Consider the following 16,035-nt stretch of genomic DNA (forward strand, 5'->3'; position numbering starts at 1 on the left):
TCGAGTATCGATCCGCCTTAAGCCCGACGCCCCGCCGCGCTGATGTTGTCGATGCCCAGCGCCGACAGCGCCCCGCGCAGGATACCCTCGGCGTCGAGGCCCGCCTGGGCGTACATCAGGTCGGGCTTATCCTGGTCCTGGAAGACGTCGGGCAGCACCAGGGTGCGGATCTTCAGGCCGCGGTCCAGGGCTCCGTGCTCGGCCAGGGCCTGCAGCACGAAGGCGCCGAAGCCGCCCATAGCCCCCTCCTCCACCGTGATGATCGCCTCGTGCTCGCGCGCCAGGCGCAGCAACAGGTCGACATCCAGCGGCTTGGCGAAACGCGCGTCGGCGACCGTGGCCGACAGGCCGCGGGCGGCCAGCAGGTCGGCGGCCTTCAGGCATTCGGTCAGGCGCGTACCTAGCGAGACGATGGCGACGCTGGTCCCCTCGCGGACGATGCGGCCCTTGCCGATCTCCAGCGGGGCTGCGAGCTCCGGAAGGGTCAGGCCCAGGCCCTCGCCGCGCGGATAGCGGAAGGCGCTGGGACGGTCGTCGATGGCCACGGCGGTCGAGACCATGTGGGCCAGTTCCACCTCGTCGGCGGCGGCCATCAGCACCATGCCGGGCAGAGCCCCCATGAAGCCGATGTCGAAGGTGCCGGCGTGGGTCGGGCCGTCGGCGCCGACCAGGCCGGCGCGGTCCATGGCGAAGCGCACCGGCAGGCGCTGGATGGCCACGTCGTGGACCACCTGGTCATAGCCGCGCTGCAGGAAGGTGGAATAGATCGCCGCGAACGGCTTCATGCCGTCGGCGGCCAGACCGGCGGCGAAGGTCACCGCATGCTGCTCGGCGATGCCGACGTCGAATGTGCGCTCGGGGAAGGCCTTGCCGAACAGGTCCAGGCCCGTGCCCGAGGGCATGGCGGCGGTGATGGCCACGATCTTGTCGTCGATCGCGGCGTGCTTGATTAGCTCCTGGGCGAACACCTTGGTGTAGCTGGGCGGGCCGGCGGCGGCCTTGTGCTGCTGGCCGGTGACCACGTCGAACTTGACCACCGCGTGCAGCTTGTCGTCGGCCCCCTCGGCCGGGGCGTAGCCCTTGCCCTTCTGGGTGACGACGTGGACCAGCACGGGCTTCTCGTCGAAGTTCTTGGCGTTGGTCAGCACGCTGACCAGGGCGTCCATGTCGTGGCCGTCGATTGGGCCGACATAGTGGAAGCCCAGCTCCTCGAAGAAGGTGCCGCCGGTGACCATGCCGCGGGCGTATTCCTCGGCCTTGCGGGCTGCGTCGCGGATCGGGGTCGGCAGCTTTTCGACCACCGTCTTGCCCAGCTTGCGCACCTTGCGATAGGCGCCGCCCGAGACGAGGTTGGCCAGATAGGCGCTCATCCCCCCCACCGGCGGGGCGATCGACATGTCGTTGTCGTTGAGGATGACGATCAAGCGCTTGGTGGTGTCGGTGGCCGCGTTCATGGCCTCGTAGGCCATGCCGGCGCTCATCGAGCCGTCGCCGATCACGGCGATGACGCTGTTGTTCTCGCCTTTCGCGTCGCGCGCGGCGCAGAAGCCCAGCGCCGCCGAGATCGAGGTGGCCGCGTGGGCCGCGCCGAAGGGGTCGTATTCGCTCTCGGCCCGCTTGGTGAAGCCCGACAGCCCGCCGCCCTGGCGCAGGGTGCGGATGCGGTCGCGGCGGCCGGTCAGGATCTTGTGCGGATAGGCCTGGTGGCCGACGTCCCAGATGACGATGTCCCTGGGCGTGTCGAACACGTGGTGCAGGGCGACGGTCAGCTCGACCACGCCCAGGCCCGCGCCCAGGTGTCCGCCGGTCACCGAGACGGCGTCGATGGTCTCGGCCCGCACCTCGCTCGCCAGCTGCTTCAGTTCGGCCACGCTGAGGCCGCGGGTGTCGGCGGGCGAGGCGATGGTGTCGAGGAGAGGGGTCAAGGCAGGCATGTCCGAAGAAAGCGCGGTCAGTTGCGGCGGTCCAGCACGAAATCCACGCTAAGGCGCAGATGTTCGGCCCGTTCGCCGAAAATATCGAGATGTGACCGAGTCTGAGCGGCCAGGAGGTTGACTCGTTCCTTGGCCGCTTCGAGGCCCAGCAGGGTGACGTAGTTGGCCTTGCCCTTGGCGGCGTCCTTGCCGCCGGCCGCCTTGCCCAGCACCGCTTCGTCGCCCTCGGCGTCAAGAATGTCGTCGACGATCTGGTAGGCCAGGCCCAGGTCCTGGGCGAATCCCATCAGGGCCGCCCGCTCCTCGGGCTTGGACCGGGCGATGATCAGCGGGATCTCGAAGGCGAAGGCGATCAGGGCGCCGGTCTTCAGGCGCTGCATGCGGGCCACCGCGCCCAGGTCGTCGCGAACGCCCAGCAGGTCGATCATCTGGCCGCCGGCCATGCCCTTGGCGCCCGAGGCGATCGCCAGCTTGCGCACCAGTTCCGAGCGGACATGGCCGTCGTCGTGGGTGTCGGGGTGGGCCATGATCTCGAAGGCGGCGGTCTGCAAGGCGTCGCCGGCCAGGATCGCCGTGGCCTCGTCGTACTGCACGTGGACGGTCGGACGGCCGCGGCGCATGTCGTCGTCGTCCATGGCCGGCAAGTCGTCATGCACCAGGCTGTAGGCGTGGATGCACTCCAGGGCGCAGGCGGCGCGCAGGACCGGCCGCTCCGGAAGGTCGAACATCTTGCCCGTCTCCAGGGCGAAGAACGGCCGCAGGCGCTTGCCGGGCCCCAGGGCCGCATAGCGCATGGCCTCGGTCAGGCGGCTCTCCGGACCGTCGGCCCGCGGCAGCAGTTCGTCCAGCGCCACGGTGACGATGTCGGCGGCCTGGACGATGCGCTTTTCGAGGTCGATCAAAACAGCTTCCCCCCGTTGGGAACGTCGCGGTCGACGTCGATCAGCACCACGCCGCCCTCGGCGTCCGGAAACCCCAGGCACAGGACCTCGGACTTCACCGGACCGATCTGGCGCGGCGGAAAATTGACCACGGCGGCCACGCGGCGGCCGATCAGTTCGTCCAGGGCGTAGTGCTTGGTCACCTGGGCCGAGGATTTCTTCACCCCGATCTGGGGACCGAAATCGATGGTCAGCTTGTAGGCGGGCTTGCGCGCCTCCGGAAACGGCGTGGCCTCGATCACCGTGCCGATGCGGATATCGACCCGTTCGAAGTCCTCGTAGCCGATCTGGGGCGACGCCTGGCCCATCAGTTGAACTCGGCCGCTTCGGCGGTGACGGCGCCGCCCTGGCCCAGCACGATCTTCTCGACCTTCAGGCGGGCCGCCTCCAGCTTCTTCTCGCAGTGGGCCTTCAGCGCCGCGCCGTCCTCGTAGATCTCGATCGAGCGCTCGAGCTCGGCCTTGCCGGACTCCAGCTCGCCAACGATCTGCTCCAGACGGGCCAGGGCCTGCTCGAAGCTCATGCCTTCAAGATCTTGCGGACTGATCATTTCTACTCCGGGGGCGAATGGGCGCACCCTAGTGGCGGGCCGCGGCGCGGGCAACGCCGTTGGCGGGGCTTTTGGTGAACGGGGCCCGGGGCGCCGAGGTCCCCGGCGCCCGCGCGCGCGGTCAGGGCCGCTCGAAGCGCTTCACGCACCAGTACTGGAATCCCTGGTCCAGCGTCTTCTTCAGGCCGCGCTTCTGAAGCGACAGGCCGATCATGGTGTTGAAGAAGCCGTGGGCCACCAGCAGCACTTCCTGGCCGTTCTTCGACAGGTCGATTAGCAGGTCGGCGGCCTGGTCGGCGCGGATCTCGGCCTGGGCCCGGCTCTCCTGGCCGGCGTGGTGATCGAAGAACCACCACCAGAACCGGGCGAAGAAGCCCCAGTGCTTGGGCGACATCTTGATCCAGCGCGGCCAGGGCGGCGGCGGCAGGGGCGCCTCGATGAACAGCGGATCGGTGGCGAAGGCCTTGCCGTCGGCCACGGCCGTGGCCGTCTCGATCGAGCGGCGGCGCGTCGAGGCGATCATCACCCCGGCCCGCCTGGCCGTGGCCTTCAGGAACTCCGGCGGAGTCTGGCCGGGCAGCAGCCCGCCCTCTTCGTAGCGCGCCCACCATTCGCCGTAGGCCGGGGCGTTGAAGCGGACCTTGCGCGACAGGGCCGGCTCGCCGTGACGGGCCAGGGTGATCGCGCCAGGGCGCTCGGCAGGTCCGGAAGGTCCCGGCGAGGAAAGGTGGTCGGCGGATTCGTCGGCCATAGATCTTGGAGGTCCGGCTGGTCGCCCCCGGCGACCCGATCGAACCTCTCACCCCTCCTGCAACGCCTTGACATGCGCCGCCGCCGAGCGGCCGAGCGCCTCTAGGTCGTAGCCGCCCTCGAGCGAGGAAACAATACGCCCGCCGCAACGTCGGTTGGCGACCGAGGCGATCGCTCGTGTCGCCCAGGCGAAATCCTCGGCCTCCAGGCTCTGGGCGGCCAGCGGATCGCGGACATGGGCGTCGAAGCCGGCCGAGACCAGGATCAGCTCTGGGGCGAACCCGTCGACCCGGTCCATCAGTCCCTCGAAGCCTTTGCGCCAGACCTCGCGAGGGGCGTGCGGGGCGACGATGGCGTTGGCGACGTTGCCGACCCCGGTCTCGGACGGATCGCCGGTGCCCGGATAGAGGGGCGATTGGTGGATCGAGGCGAAGAACACGCTCGGATCATGCTCGAACGCCGCCTGGGTGCCGTTGCCGTGGTGGACGTCGAAGTCGACGATCGCCACGCGCTTGAGGCCGGCCGCCTGGGCGACGCGGGCGGCCACGGCGATATTGGAGAACAGGCAAAAGCCCATGGCCGTGCTCGGCTCGGCGTGGTGGCCCGGCGGCCGCACCGCGCAGAAGGCCCGTTTCCCCTGCCCGTCCGCCACGGCCCGGGTCGCGGCGACCACCGCCCCGGCGGCGCGGCGGGCCGCCGTCAGGCTGCCGGCCGACAGCACGGTGTCCGGGTCGAGGGCGTGGCGGCCGGCGCGCGGCGCGGCGGCCAGGATGGCGTCGATGAAACCTTGCGGATGCACCAGCGCCAGGTCGGCGAAGTCGACCAGCGGAGCCTCGAATCGCTCCAGGTCCAGACCGGCGTCGTCCTCCAGCGCCTCGATCACCGCCCGCAGACGTTCGGGCCGCTCAGCGTGACCGTCGCCAGGCCGGTGGTCCAGCATGTCCGGATGGGTGTGGAGCGCGACCTCCATGGCTCAGGCCGCTTTCGGGGCGGCCGCCAACCGGGCGATGCGACCCTCGCCCCAGGCGGCCAGGGCGTCGATCACCGCCCCAAGGCTGCGGCCCTCGTCGGACAGGCTGTATTCGACCTTCGGCGGCACCTGGGCGTAGACCCGGCGATCGACCAGGCCGACCTCCTCCAGCTCGCGCAGCTGCTTGGTCAGCATGCGCTGGGTGATCCCCCTCAGCCGCCGGCCCAGTTCGTTGAACCGCAACGTGCCGTCCCGCTTCAGGTGGAACAGGATCACGCCCTTCCACTTGCCGTCGAGCAGGTCGAGGGTGGCTTCGACCGGGCATCCTTCGGCGCAGCTGTAGTCGCGACGCTTGGTCATCACGGTATCCTTTGGTGTACTACCTACAGAATTTCGCCGTACTTGCGCGCTTCGCAGGCTAGTCCGATCTGGGGGTCCAGGCCAAACCTATCAAGCCCTGAGGACCCCCATGAAAGCCGTCGGTTTCAAAGCCCCCTCGCCCATCGACGTCCCCGAGTCGCTGATCGACTTGGACCTGCCTCAGCCCGTCCCGACCGGCCGCGACCTGCTGGTCGCCGTCCGCGCCGTCTCGGTGAATCCCGTCGACACCAAGGTCCGCGCCAGCCGTAAACCGGTCGAGGGCCAGGCCGAGGTGATCGGCTGGGACGCCGCCGGGGTTGTCGAGGCGGTCGGACCGGAGGCGACACTGTTCAAGGTCGGCGACCCGGTGTTCTACGCCGGGGCCATCGACCGCCCGGGTTCCAACGCGCAGTTCCAGCTGGTCGACGAACGTATCGTCGGCAGGAAGCCCGCCAGCCTGTCCTTCGCCGAGGCCGCCGCCTTGCCCCTGACGGCGATCACCGCCTGGGAGCTGCTGTTCGACCGACTGGGCGCCACGACGGACAGCACCGGCGCCCTGCTCGTCGTCGGCGGGGCCGGCGGGGTCGGCTCGATCCTGATCCAGCTGGCTCGTCAGCTGACGGGCCTGACGGTCATCGCCACCGCCTCTCGGCCCGAAACGCGCGACTGGTGCCTGGCGCTGGGCGCCCACCACGTGGTCGATCATGCCGGCGACCTCGTCTCGGCGGTCAAGGCGACCGGCGCCGGCCCGGTCGGCCTGGTGGCCAGCCTGACCAATACGACCGACCACTTCCCAGCCCTGGTCGAGATCCTGGCGCCGCAAGGCCGCCTCGGGGTGATCGACGATCCCAAGAGCCTCGACGCCCTGCCGCTGAAGTGGAAGTCGATCTCGCTGCACTGGGAGATGATGTTCGCCCGCTCGCTATATCAGACTCCAGACATGATCGAGCAGCACCGCCTGCTGGACGCCGTCGCCGACCTGGTCGACGCCGGCCGGCTGAAGACCACGCTGACCCAGGTGCTGACCCCGATCAACGCCGCCAACCTCAAGACGGCCCACGCGGCCGTCGAGAGCGGCAGGACGCGCGGCAAGATCGTGCTCGAAGGCTTCTGACCCGTTGCAAGACGGCGGTCGTGGCGGCTATCGGTGTCGCCATGACCGCGACCTTACGCCGAGCCACGATCAACGACGCCGACACGGTTTCCAGCCTCGGCGCCCGCACCTTCAGCGAAACCTTCGCCCACCTTTACCCGGCGCAGGACCTGGAGACCTTCCTGGCCTATGCCTACGGCCTGGAGCGGACACGCAACGACCTGGCCGACCCCGCCAAGGCCGCCTGGCTGCTCGAAGACGACGGCGAGGTGATCGGCTACGCCCTGGCCGGCCCCTGCGGCCTGCCCCATCCCGACGCCCGGCCTGAGCACGGCGAGCTGTATCGGATCTATGTGCTCAAGTCGCACCAGGGCGGCGGTCGCGGCTCCGTGCTGCTGAACGCCGCTTTGGACTGGCTGGAGCAGGACGGCCCGCGCCCGCTGTGGATCGGCGTGTGGTCTGAGAACTTCGGCGCCCAGAAGCTCTATGGCCGCCTGGGGTTCCAAAAGGTCGGCGAGTATCACTTCCCGGTCGGGGAGACGAAGGACCTGGAGTTCATCCTGCGGCGGGGGTGAGATCGAGCGTCCTTCGAGGCTCGGCTTCGCCGCGCATCTCAGGATGAGGATGTCAGCATAGGAGCGCCTCATCCTGAGATGCCCGCGTAGCGGTCCTCGAAGGACGCAGGGCCGTTGCGCGCCGTCGCATAACCCGCCATCCTTCGAACACTCGTTCGAAAGCCGTCCGCCCATGTTCCTGCGCTTTTTCTCCGAACTCCGCGCCGCCAAGGTCCCCGTGTCCCTGCGCGAATACCTCCTGCTGATGGAGGCGCTGGACAAGGACGTCATCGACCGGCGGATCGAGGACTTTTACTTCCTGTCGCGCGCCAGCCTGGTGAAGGACGAGAAGAACCTCGACAAGTTCGACCGGGTGTTCGGCCATGTGTTCAAGGGGCTGGAGACGGTCGAAGACGGCATCACCGCCGACATCCCGGCCGAGTGGCTGAAAGCGCTGACCGAGAAGTTCCTGACCGACGAGGAAAAGGCGCAGATCGAAGCCATGGGCGGCTTCGAGAAGCTGATGGAGACCCTGCAGGAGCGCCTGAAGGAGCAGAAGGAACGCCACGAGGGCGGCAACAAGTGGATCGGCTCGGGCGGGACCTCGCCCTTCGGCAACAACGGCTACAATCCCGAAGGCGTCCGCATCGGCCAGGACAAGAGCCGCCACGGCCGGGCCGTGAAGGTCTGGGACAAGCGCGAGTACAAGAATCTTGATGACAGCGTCGAGCTGGGCACCCGCAACATCAAGGTGGCGCTGCGCCGCCTGCGCAAGTTCGCCCGCCAGGGGGCGCTCGACGAACTGGACCTGAACGGCACCATCCGCGGCACGGCGGAGAAGGGTTATCTGGACATTCAGATGCGCCCCGAGCGGCGCAACACCATCAAGGTGCTGCTGTTCTTCGACATCGGCGGCTCGATGGACGGCCACATCAAGCTCTGCGAAGAGTTGTTCAGCGCCGCCAGGACCGAGTTCAAGCACCTGGAGTTCTTCTACTTCCACAACTGCCTTTACGAGGCGGTGTGGAAGGACAATCGCCGCCGCCAGGTCGAGAAGATCCCGACCTTCGAGGTGCTCCACAAGTTCCCGCACGACTACAAGGTCATCTTCGTGGGCGACGCGACGATGAGCCCCTACGAGATCACCTATCCGGGCGGCAGCGTCGAGCACTGGAACGAGGAGGCCGGGGCCATCTGGATGAGCCGGGTCACCGACATCTATCAGAGCGCCGTCTGGCTGAACCCCACGCCGGAGCGGCACTGGGACTACACCCAGTCGATCGGGGTGATGAAGCAACTGATGAACGACCGGATGTTCCCCCTGACCCTGGACGGGCTGGACAAGGCGATGCGGGAACTGGTGCGGGGGTGACCCTTCCTGACAATGCCGCGCCAATCCGGCCGGCCGAAAACCTCGTCCTTCGACAAGCTCAGGATGAGGTTTTCTAGACGCTGAGCCTGCGAACGGTCCTCATCATGAGCTTGTCGAAGGACAAGGACCACGCACGACCATGAAAGGCCGATCCGTCTCCTAGTGGGCCGGACGCGGCTCGAACGAGCGCTTTTCCGGCGTCTTCAGGCACTCGGCGTCGGGCTTCTGGCCATGCTGCGGCTTGGGCTCCGGACGCGGCAAGTGGCCGGCGCCGAGGGGAGCCTGGTGTTGGAATGCTTTCATCATCGCCTCATCCTCCCGAAATCTCTTGTCGTTGTTCTCGTTCTTGTCAGGCCGCCGCCTCCAGGGCGTCCAGCAGCCGCACCTCGACCCTGACGCTCAGATGCGCCTCGCCGGGCTCGCCGATGATCGTGCCCGACACCGGCCGCGCTTCGCCAGGCGTGCGCGTGGCGGCGACCCGGATCAGGTCGGGCGATTCCGCCAGGCCGTTGGTCGGGTCGAACTCGGTCCAGCCCAGGTCGGGCAGGAACACCTCGCACCAGGCGTGGGTCGCCCCCGCGCCGCGCACCGTCGCGCCGGGGCTGTGGATGTAGCCGGTGGCGAACACCGCCGCATAGCCCAACCGCCGCAGGGCCTCGACCATCAGCCAGGCGAAATCGCGGCAGGTGCCGCTGCCTTGGGCGATGGTCTCCGCCGGCGTCTGGACGCCGACCTCCTCACGCGGGACATAGTCGAACTGGTCGTGGATCGTGCGGTTCATCCGCAGCAGGAAGTCGACCGCCGGCTCGTCGGGACGTTCCATCTGGCCGCGCAGCCAGCGCAGCAGCACCCGGTCCTCGTCCTCGGTGGCCGGGACGATGAAGGGGTTGAGCACGGCCCGGTCCTCGCGGGCGTAGACGATCGGCGAGACGGTGTGCGGGTCGTCGACGTGCAGGCTGGTCAGGGGCGCGGGAAAGCGGTCGATCACCAGCCGGCTGATGATGGTCAGGCTGTCGGCCTGCCCCTGCGGCGTGAACCAGCAGACGCAGTTCCCGGCCGCGTCATAGGTCCAGCGGGTCTCGCCCGGCAGCGAGGTCTGCAGCGAGGCCTCGCTGATGCGGATGGCGTGGCTGTCGCGCGGTCGGATCAGCAGCCTGTGCGCCCCGAAGCCGACCGGCCGGGCGTAGCTGTATCGCGTTTCGTGGAGGATGCCGAGCCGCGCCATGGGTCCATCATAACCCCATCAGGCCTGCTTCGTTCCGTCACAGGCGGGTGATCGCGCTGGACGGAACAAAATGGGAACAATAGATTGGACGCATGGCCGTCCTCGATCTGAAACGCAAGCTCGCCATCCTCTCCGACGCCGCCAAGTACGACGCCTCGTGCGCCTCGTCAGGAGCCGAGAAGCGCAACTCCCTGGGCGGGAAAGGCGTCGGCTCGACCGAAGGCATGGGCATCTGCCACGCCTATGCGCCGGACGGGCGCTGCATCAGCCTGCTGAAGATCCTGCTGACCAACTTCTGCATCTACGACTGCGCCTATTGCGTGAACCGGGTGTCGTCCAACGTCGCGCGGGCCCGGTTCAGCGTGAAGGAGGTCGTCGACCTCACCCTCAACTTCTACAAGCGCAACTACATCGAGGGTCTGTTCCTGTCGTCGGGGGTGATCCGCACCGGCGACTATACGATGGAGGAGATGGTCCGGGTGGCCCGGTCGCTGCGACTGGATCACGACTTCCGCGGCTACATCCACCTGAAACTGATCCCCGAGGCTTCGCCTGAACTAGCGGCGGAGGCGGGCCTGTACGCCGACCGGGTGTCGATCAATGTCGAGCTGCCGCACGACGAGAGCCTGGCGGTGCTGGCGCCGGAGAAGGACGCCGCCGGCATCAAGAAGGCCATGGGCCGCATGCGCCTGCATATCGAGGACCGCAACGAACCGGTGAAGGCCGGGCGCGCCAGGCCGCGCAGGTTCGCCAGCGGCCAGTCGACCCAGCTGATCGTCGGCGCCGACGGCGCCAGGGACGGCGACATCCTGGCCCGCAGCGCCGCGCTCTACGGATCCTACCAGCTCAAGCGGGTCTATTATTCGGCCTTCAGCCCCATCCCCGACGGCAGCGCCCGCCTGCCGCTGAGCCGTCCGCCGCTGGTGCGCGAGCACCGCCTGTACCAGGCCGACTGGCTGATGCGGTTCTACGGTTTCGGCCAGGGCGAGATCGTCGCCCCGGGCGAGGACCTGGACCTGGCCGTCGACCCCAAGACCGCCTGGGCCCTGCGTCATCGCGGCGACTTTCCGGTCGACGTCAACACCGCCGACCGCGAGACCCTGCTGCGCACGCCGGGCCTGGGCGCGCGGGGCGTCGATCGCATCCTGCAGGCCCGCGCCCAGACCCGACTGACCCTGGACGACGTCAAGCGGGTCTGCGGCTCGGTCAAGCGAGCCAAGCCTTTCATCGTCACCGCCGACTGGACGCCGGGCGCCGCGACCGACGCCGAGGGTCTGCGAGCCGCGCTGGTCGCGCCCCAGCAGCTGAGCCTGTTCTGATGCGGGTGGCGCGGCTGGAGTCCGAGATCGACTTCGACGGCTGGCGGACGGCGGCGCGGGCGCTGCGGGCCGAGGGGGTGAGGCCGGAAGCGGTGGTATGGACGGTGGAACGTGAGCTGTTCGATCAAGGTCTCTTCCCTCCCCATGAAGGCGAGGGAAAGGCATTTGGTGTCCCCGCCGCCTTCGTCGAGCTGGCCCGGACCGTCATCCTGCACCGCTCCCCCGAGCGGTTCGCCCTGCTCTACCGCATCCTCCACCGCCTGGAACGCCAGCCGCGCCTGCTGGACAATCCTGCCGACACCGACGTCGCCAAGGCCCGCGACATGGCCAAGGGCGTTGGACGCGCCATCCACAAGATGCACGCCTTTGTCCGCTTCCGGCGGGTCGAGGACGTGGCGCCCGAGACCCCAAGGGAGCAATACGTCGCCTGGTTCGAACCGGCCCACCGCGTCACCGAGGCCGCCGCGCCGTTCTTCGCCCGGCGGTTCGCCAACATGAACTGGTCGATTCTGACGCCCGACGCCTGCGTCCATTGGGACCGGGCCATGCTGACGATGTCAGCCGGCGCCGATCCCGCCGACGCGCCCTCCCAGGACGCCCAAGAGGAGATGTGGCGCACCTACTACGCCTCGATCTTCAACCCGGCGCGGCTGAACCCGGCGATGATGAAACAGGAAATGCCCAAGCGCTATTGGCGGAACCTGCCGGAGGCGGCGCTCATTCCAGACCTGATCGAGAAAGCGCAGAGCCGGACCGAGACCATGGTCGCCGCCCAACCCGCCAAGCCGTCGGAACGCGTGCTCAAGGCCGCCCTGAAGCACGCGCGCGGGTCGTACGGCGAGGGCAACCTGACCAACCTGGAGGAGGTGGCGGCCGGCATCCAGGTCTGCCGCCGCTGCGACCTGTGGCGCGACGCCACCCAAGGCGTTCCCGGTCTCGGTCCGGCCAGGGCGGCCTTGATGATCGTCGGCGAGCAACCGGGCGACCAGGAGGACCTGCAGGGCGTCCCGTTCGTCGGACCGGCCGGCCAGCTGCTCGACCGGGCGATGGCCGAGGCCGGCGCGCCGCGCGACCGAGTCTTCGTGACCAACGCCGTCAAGCACTTCAAGCACGAGCCGCGCGGCAAGCGCCGGCTCCACAAGACCCCGGACCGCGGCGAGGTCCAGGCCTGCCGCTGGTGGCTGGACGCCGAGCGACGGCTGGTCCGCCCCAAGGTCATCCTGGCCCTGGGCGCGACGGCCGTGCAGGCGGTGTTCGGCAAGGCCTTGCCGATCGGCAAGACCCGAGGCCAGCGCCAGGCCCTGGAGGGCGGCGAGCTGGCCCTGGTCAGCTGGCACCCGTCGTTCATGCTGCGCATTCCCGACCGCGACGCCAAGGACCGCGCCTATGCCGAGCTGGTCGCGGACCTGAAGCAGGCCTGGAAACTGGCGGACTAGTTCTCTTCTGCTGCTAGCCCGGCCAAGGTCCGCAGGGCTGGGATGACAAGCGTTGATCAGGCCGCTCTTGCCCCACGCCCCACCCGCGCCCTGCGCTTCTTCAGCCAGATCACCACGCCAGTGACGCTGAGCGCCGCGACGACCAGGCCGGTCAGCGAGATCAGGATCCGTCCCGGAATCCCCAGGATGCGGCCCGAGTGCAGCGGGAACTGGGCCTGGACGAAGATGTCGGCGGCGGTGCCCTTCCACGGCTGGCGGGCGCCCAGCAGAGCGCCGGTCTTGCCGTCGTAATAGAGGTAGGGCGGACCGACGCCGGCCGCGCCGTGGTCGCCGCCGGGCTCGTGGAAGGCCACGCCGTAGATGCCGTATTCAGGCGAGTAGAACGCGCTGCCGGCCGACGCCCGCCAGCCGCGCTTGGCCGCCTCGACCCGGGCGCTGTCCAGCACCTGGGCGTAGGTGCGGGTCGCCACGATCGGCGAATGGATGTCGGCCGGCTTGCGCAGGTCGAAGGGGCCCGGCGTCACCTTCGAGACCTTGGACATGACCGGATAGAACACCTCGCTGTAGAGGTTCAGCGAGAAGGCGGTGAAGGCCACGGTGAACAGCACGCCCCACAGCCACAGGCCGAAGGCCCGGTGGATGTCGAAATTGATCCGATAGGCGCTGGCCGAGGTCTTGATCACCCAGGCCGGTTTCCAGCGCGCCCAGAACCCCTTGGCCGGCTTGGCGCCGTTCCCGCCGGGCAAGGCCTTCCGGCGCGGCGGCAGGGTCAGGTAGAAGCCCACGAAGCAGTCCAGCGTCCACAGGACCGCCACCCCGCCCAGCAGCCAGATCCCCCAGCGGTCGATCCCCCACATCGCCGGAATGTGCAGGGTGTAGTGCAGCACATAGAGGAACGAGACAAAGGTCTCGCGGGTGATCGGCCAGACCGCGCCCCACTCGCGCCGCCCCTGCTCGGCCCCGGTCGCCGGATCGATGAACACCTGGTTGTAGTGCGGCTCGAACAGCTTGCCGGTGGCCGGGTTGCGCTTGGGCGCGACGCCGAAAGCCAGGGTCCCGCCCGGCTCGGGGGCCAGGGGCAGGTAGGTCACCTGCACCCGCGGATCGCGGACCTCGATCCGGCGCGCCAGGTCGAGCGGCGGCAGGGCGGCGGCGCCCTTCGACTGGGCGAACATCAGGTGCGGATTGAGCAGATCGTCCAGCTCGTGGTCCCACGAGATCACCGCCCCGGTGACGCCCGACACGAACAGGAACCCGGCGATGAACAGCCCCACCCAGCGATGAAGGAAGGTCAGGCCGGGCCGAAGGCTGAACGGCGCCAACCGGGCGGCTCCCGAACGCACCGGCGCGGGACCCGCATCCGGAGCGGTGGCGGGGGCGAGGTCATGGGTTCGCGCGTCCATGTCCGTCCTCAGAAGCTGTAATCAAGACGCAGCGACACGCTGCGCGGCGCGGCGTAGTACGACTGGGTCCACATCAGGCTGGTCAGGTAGGTCTTGTCGGCCGCGTTCTTGACGTTGAGCGTGGCGCGCACCTTGTCGGTCAGGTCGAGGCCGGCCATCAGGTCGACGACGCCGTAGGCCTTCTGCTCGACGGGCGCGATGTCGACCATCGACACCGCGCTCTGCCAGCGCAGAGCGCCGCCGATCGTCAGGTTGCGCAGTTCGGGGAAGGTATAGGCCGTGGTGGCCTTGAATGTCTTTCGCGGCAGGTACTCGCGGTTCTGGCCGTCCTCGCCCTCGACCTTCAGCTGGGTCCAGCCGGCGCTGACCGTCCACTGGTCGCTCAGCGCGCCGGTGGCCTCCAGCTCATAGCCGGTCACCTTGGTGTCGAGACCGGCATAGACCGTGCGGCTTCCGTCCATGCCCACGGCGATGGCCAGATCGTCCTGCTCCGACTGGAACACCGCGCCTGTCAGGTAGAGGCGGTGGTCGAACCACTCGCTCTTGACCCCCGCCTCATAGGCCTTGCCATGGGCGGCCGGCAGGTTCCGGTTGTTGATGTCGCGCTCGGACTGCGGATTGAAGATGTCGGTGTAGCTGGCGTAGAGTGAAACGTTGGGATTGAGGTCGTAGACCGCGCCGACATAGGGGCTGACCTTCTTCTCGTCGCGCGGCGTGTCGGCGCCGTACGAATAGCCCTTGGACTTCAGTTTCAGGGCGTTGAAGCCGGCCACGATCTTGAGCGGGTCGGCGACGCTGAAATGGGCGGCGGCGTAGAAGCGCGATAGGCGGTCGGTCTGGTCGGAGGCCTGGTACGCGCCGGGATAGGCCGGTTCGGCGACCCGCTGCGCGCCCCACAGGCCGATGGCCGGATAGGGGATCTCGGAGTCGAGGGCGAAGTTCTCCCATTCCTTGCCGGTCGACTTGGACGTCTGCCCGCCGACCACCAGCTGGTGCGTCCGCCCGAACAGCTGGAACGGTCCGGAGGCGTAGGCGTCGAGGATGAAGTTCTCGTACTTGGACGGATAGACGCCGCTCATGCCCTTCACGCCCAGGCCGGTGTCCGGATCGGGGTTGCCGTAAGCGTAGAGCAGCTTGGCGTTCTCGTTGAAGCGCTTGTAGGTGCCCGTGGCCTTGAGCTCCCAACCGTTGTCGAACCGGTAGTCGAGCTCCGTAAAGGCCGTCTGGTCCTTGACGTCCCAATAGGTCCAGTCGGCCGAGGTCGACGCCGAGCGCGGATAGTCGACCTTCGCGCCGTCTTCATAGAGCAGCGGCAGGGCGCCCCACAGCACGCCGCGCGAACGGTTGTCCTGCAGCGCATAGCCGGCGGTGACCGTCAGCTTTGGCGTGACGTCCCAGGCCAGCAGACCCGAATAGACGTTGCGATTGACGTGGTAGTAATCGAGGTACGATCCCCTGTCCTCGTTGGCGTAGATCAGCCGGCCGCGCACCGTACCCGCGGCGTTCAGCGGTCCCGAAACGTCGGCCTCCAGGCGGTAGTCGTCCCACGAGCCGTACTGCAGAGCCGCGTTGGCCTTGAAGGTGTCAGTCGGGCGCTTGCGCACATAGTTGACCGTCGCCGACGGATTGCCGGTGCCGGTCATCATGCTGTTGGCGCCGCGCACCACCTCGACCCGGTCGAACAGCACGGTGTCCAGGTCGCCGAACTGGATGCCCCAGATCAGCGGCAGGCCGATGCCGTCGACCTGGAAGTTGGTGATGTCGAAACCACGGGAGTTGTAATAGGTCCGGTCGGTCTCGACCTTCTCGACATTGACGCCGGTCACCTGGGCCAACAGGTCGTTGACGCTGGTCAGGCCGAAATTGCGGATCCGGGCCTGGTCGAGGATCGTCACCGACTGCGGGGTCTCGCGCAGGCTCATGTCCAGCCCCGTCACCGCCGAGGTGCGGGTGCGCGCCCCGGTGACCACCACCCCGTCCACCTGGTTCTCGACCACGCCGGCGTCGGCGACGGGCGCGGTCTCTTCAGCCTGGGCGACGGCGGCGGAAGACAGGGCCAGGAGCGCGGCGCCGGCCATCAGCAGGGCGCGCGGGGAGGAAATCATGGATGGTCTCGCTTGCGAACAAT

The 16,035-nt window shown here is 68.3% G+C and carries 16 protein-coding genes; 5 read left to right on the forward strand and 11 right to left on the reverse strand.

The window, feature by feature from the left end:
* Positions 1–17: 17 nt before the first annotated feature.
* The 7 genes from dxs to ASD47_RS22775 all read right to left on the reverse strand — a co-directional run bounded on the left by dxs (position 18) and on the right by ASD47_RS22775 (position 5,505).
* Positions 18–1,934 (reverse strand): 1-deoxy-D-xylulose-5-phosphate synthase, encoded by a 1,917-nt coding sequence (gene dxs, locus ASD47_RS22745; protein ID WP_056761784.1) that lies wholly within the window; start codon positions 1,932–1,934, stop codon positions 18–20.
* Positions 1,935–1,951: 17 nt separating this feature from the next.
* On the reverse strand, positions 1,952–2,836 hold the full coding sequence (locus ASD47_RS22750) for a polyprenyl synthetase family protein (RefSeq protein WP_056761789.1): 885 nt from the start codon (positions 2,834–2,836) through the stop codon (positions 1,952–1,954).
* Positions 2,833–3,183 (reverse strand): tRNA-binding protein, encoded by a 351-nt coding sequence (locus tag ASD47_RS22755; protein WP_056761793.1) that lies wholly within the window; start codon positions 3,181–3,183, stop codon positions 2,833–2,835. The genes ASD47_RS22750 and ASD47_RS22755 overlap by 4 nt, the downstream gene beginning before the upstream one ends.
* Complete coding sequence (locus ASD47_RS22760; RefSeq protein WP_056761797.1) at positions 3,183–3,425, reverse strand: exodeoxyribonuclease VII small subunit; 243 nt, start codon at positions 3,423–3,425, stop codon at positions 3,183–3,185. The genes ASD47_RS22755 and ASD47_RS22760 overlap by 1 nt, the downstream gene beginning before the upstream one ends.
* A 121-nt stretch (positions 3,426–3,546) precedes the next feature.
* Entirely contained in the window at positions 3,547–4,176 is a 630-nt protein-coding gene (locus ASD47_RS22765) for a phosphoglycerate mutase family protein (RefSeq protein WP_056761800.1), read from the reverse strand.
* A 48-nt stretch (positions 4,177–4,224) separates the two neighbouring features.
* Positions 4,225–5,145: a histone deacetylase family protein gene (locus ASD47_RS22770; protein ID WP_056761803.1), complete on the reverse strand. Its 921-nt coding sequence runs from the start codon at positions 5,143–5,145 to the stop codon at positions 4,225–4,227.
* A gap of 3 nt (positions 5,146–5,148) precedes the next feature.
* Complete coding sequence (locus tag ASD47_RS22775; RefSeq protein WP_056761805.1) at positions 5,149–5,505, reverse strand: helix-turn-helix domain-containing protein; 357 nt, start codon at positions 5,503–5,505, stop codon at positions 5,149–5,151.
* 109 nt (positions 5,506–5,614) lie between these two features.
* Here ASD47_RS22775 and ASD47_RS22780 point away from each other — a divergent pair, with 109 nt between their 5' ends.
* The 3 genes from ASD47_RS22780 (at position 5,615) to ASD47_RS22790 (ending at position 8,524) form a co-directional block, all read left to right on the forward strand.
* Positions 5,615–6,619: a zinc-binding alcohol dehydrogenase family protein gene (locus ASD47_RS22780; RefSeq protein ID WP_056761806.1), complete on the forward strand. Its 1,005-nt coding sequence runs from the start codon at positions 5,615–5,617 to the stop codon at positions 6,617–6,619.
* A 41-nt stretch (positions 6,620–6,660) separates the two neighbouring features.
* The gene (locus tag ASD47_RS22785; RefSeq protein ID WP_056761808.1) at positions 6,661–7,173 is read left to right on the forward strand and encodes a GNAT family N-acetyltransferase; all 513 of its coding nucleotides are present in this window, start codon (positions 6,661–6,663) and stop codon (positions 7,171–7,173) included.
* A 172-nt stretch (positions 7,174–7,345) separates the two neighbouring features.
* Positions 7,346–8,524 carry a VWA domain-containing protein gene (locus ASD47_RS22790; RefSeq protein WP_056761810.1) on the forward strand — a complete coding sequence of 393 codons (1,179 nt, stop codon included), beginning with the start codon at positions 7,346–7,348 and terminating at the stop codon, positions 8,522–8,524.
* A gap of 159 nt (positions 8,525–8,683) precedes the next feature.
* Here ASD47_RS22790 and ASD47_RS27095 read toward each other — a convergent pair whose 3' ends face one another.
* Both ASD47_RS27095 and ASD47_RS22795 read right to left on the reverse strand, forming a co-directional pair.
* Positions 8,684–8,827 carry a hypothetical protein gene (locus ASD47_RS27095; RefSeq protein ID WP_162251700.1) on the reverse strand — a complete coding sequence of 48 codons (144 nt, stop codon included), beginning with the start codon at positions 8,825–8,827 and terminating at the stop codon, positions 8,684–8,686.
* Between the two features lie 46 nt (positions 8,828–8,873).
* Entirely contained in the window at positions 8,874–9,749 is an 876-nt protein-coding gene (locus tag ASD47_RS22795) for a transglutaminase family protein (protein WP_056761812.1), read from the reverse strand.
* 92 nt (positions 9,750–9,841) lie between these two features.
* On the opposite strand from ASD47_RS22795, the gene ASD47_RS22800 reads away from it, so the two are divergent.
* Positions 9,842–11,068, forward strand: coding sequence for a putative DNA modification/repair radical SAM protein (locus ASD47_RS22800; RefSeq protein ID WP_056761815.1), 1,227 nt, complete (start codon positions 9,842–9,844; stop codon positions 11,066–11,068).
* Entirely contained in the window at positions 11,068–12,504 is a 1,437-nt protein-coding gene (locus ASD47_RS22805) for a UdgX family uracil-DNA binding protein (RefSeq protein ID WP_056761817.1), read from the forward strand. Before ASD47_RS22800 ends, ASD47_RS22805 begins: the two co-directional genes overlap by 1 nt.
* A gap of 56 nt (positions 12,505–12,560) precedes the next feature.
* Here the strand turns inward: ASD47_RS22805 and ASD47_RS22810 are convergent, their stop codons facing one another.
* Together ASD47_RS22810 and ASD47_RS22815 are read right to left on the reverse strand one after the other, a co-directional pair.
* Positions 12,561–13,907 carry a PepSY domain-containing protein gene (locus ASD47_RS22810; RefSeq protein ID WP_082564761.1) on the reverse strand — a complete coding sequence of 449 codons (1,347 nt, stop codon included), beginning with the start codon at positions 13,905–13,907 and terminating at the stop codon, positions 12,561–12,563.
* Positions 13,908–13,915: 8 nt separating this feature from the next.
* The gene (locus ASD47_RS22815; protein WP_056761819.1) at positions 13,916–16,012 is read right to left on the reverse strand and encodes a TonB-dependent siderophore receptor; all 2,097 of its coding nucleotides are present in this window, start codon (positions 16,010–16,012) and stop codon (positions 13,916–13,918) included.
* Between the last annotated feature and the right edge of the window lie 23 nt (positions 16,013–16,035).

The organism is Caulobacter sp. Root1472 (genome assembly GCF_001426985.1).
Lineage (GTDB): Bacteria > Pseudomonadota > Alphaproteobacteria > Caulobacterales > Caulobacteraceae > Caulobacter > Caulobacter rhizosphaerae.

Coding starts and splice junctions, on each gene's coding strand:
- ASD47_RS27095 (WP_162251700.1), bottom strand. CDS start 8,827: ATGAAAGCATTCCAACACCAGGCTCCCCTCGGCGCCGGCCACTTGCCG.
- ASD47_RS22815 (WP_056761819.1), bottom strand. CDS start 16,012: ATGATTTCCTCCCCGCGCGCCCTGCTGATGGCCGGCGCCGCGCTCCTG.
- ASD47_RS22765 (WP_056761800.1), bottom strand. CDS start 4,176: ATGGCCGACGAATCCGCCGACCACCTTTCCTCGCCGGGACCTTCCGGA.
- ASD47_RS22795 (WP_056761812.1), bottom strand. CDS start 9,749: ATGGCGCGGCTCGGCATCCTCCACGAAACGCGATACAGCTACGCCCGG.
- ASD47_RS22775 (WP_056761805.1), bottom strand. CDS start 5,505: ATGACCAAGCGTCGCGACTACAGCTGCGCCGAAGGATGCCCGGTCGAA.
- ASD47_RS22780 (WP_056761806.1), top strand. CDS start 5,615: ATGAAAGCCGTCGGTTTCAAAGCCCCCTCGCCCATCGACGTCCCCGAG.
- ASD47_RS22760 (WP_056761797.1), bottom strand. CDS start 3,425: ATGATCAGTCCGCAAGATCTTGAAGGCATGAGCTTCGAGCAGGCCCTG.
- ASD47_RS22800 (WP_056761815.1), top strand. CDS start 9,842: ATGGCCGTCCTCGATCTGAAACGCAAGCTCGCCATCCTCTCCGACGCC.
- ASD47_RS22770 (WP_056761803.1), bottom strand. CDS start 5,145: ATGGAGGTCGCGCTCCACACCCATCCGGACATGCTGGACCACCGGCCT.
- ASD47_RS22755 (WP_056761793.1), bottom strand. CDS start 3,183: ATGGGCCAGGCGTCGCCCCAGATCGGCTACGAGGACTTCGAACGGGTC.
- ASD47_RS22810 (WP_082564761.1), bottom strand. CDS start 13,907: ATGGACGCGCGAACCCATGACCTCGCCCCCGCCACCGCTCCGGATGCG.
- ASD47_RS22790 (WP_056761810.1), top strand. CDS start 7,346: ATGTTCCTGCGCTTTTTCTCCGAACTCCGCGCCGCCAAGGTCCCCGTG.
- ASD47_RS22785 (WP_056761808.1), top strand. CDS start 6,661: ATGACCGCGACCTTACGCCGAGCCACGATCAACGACGCCGACACGGTT.
- ASD47_RS22805 (WP_056761817.1), top strand. CDS start 11,068: ATGCGGGTGGCGCGGCTGGAGTCCGAGATCGACTTCGACGGCTGGCGG.
- dxs (WP_056761784.1), bottom strand. CDS start 1,934: ATGCCTGCCTTGACCCCTCTCCTCGACACCATCGCCTCGCCCGCCGAC.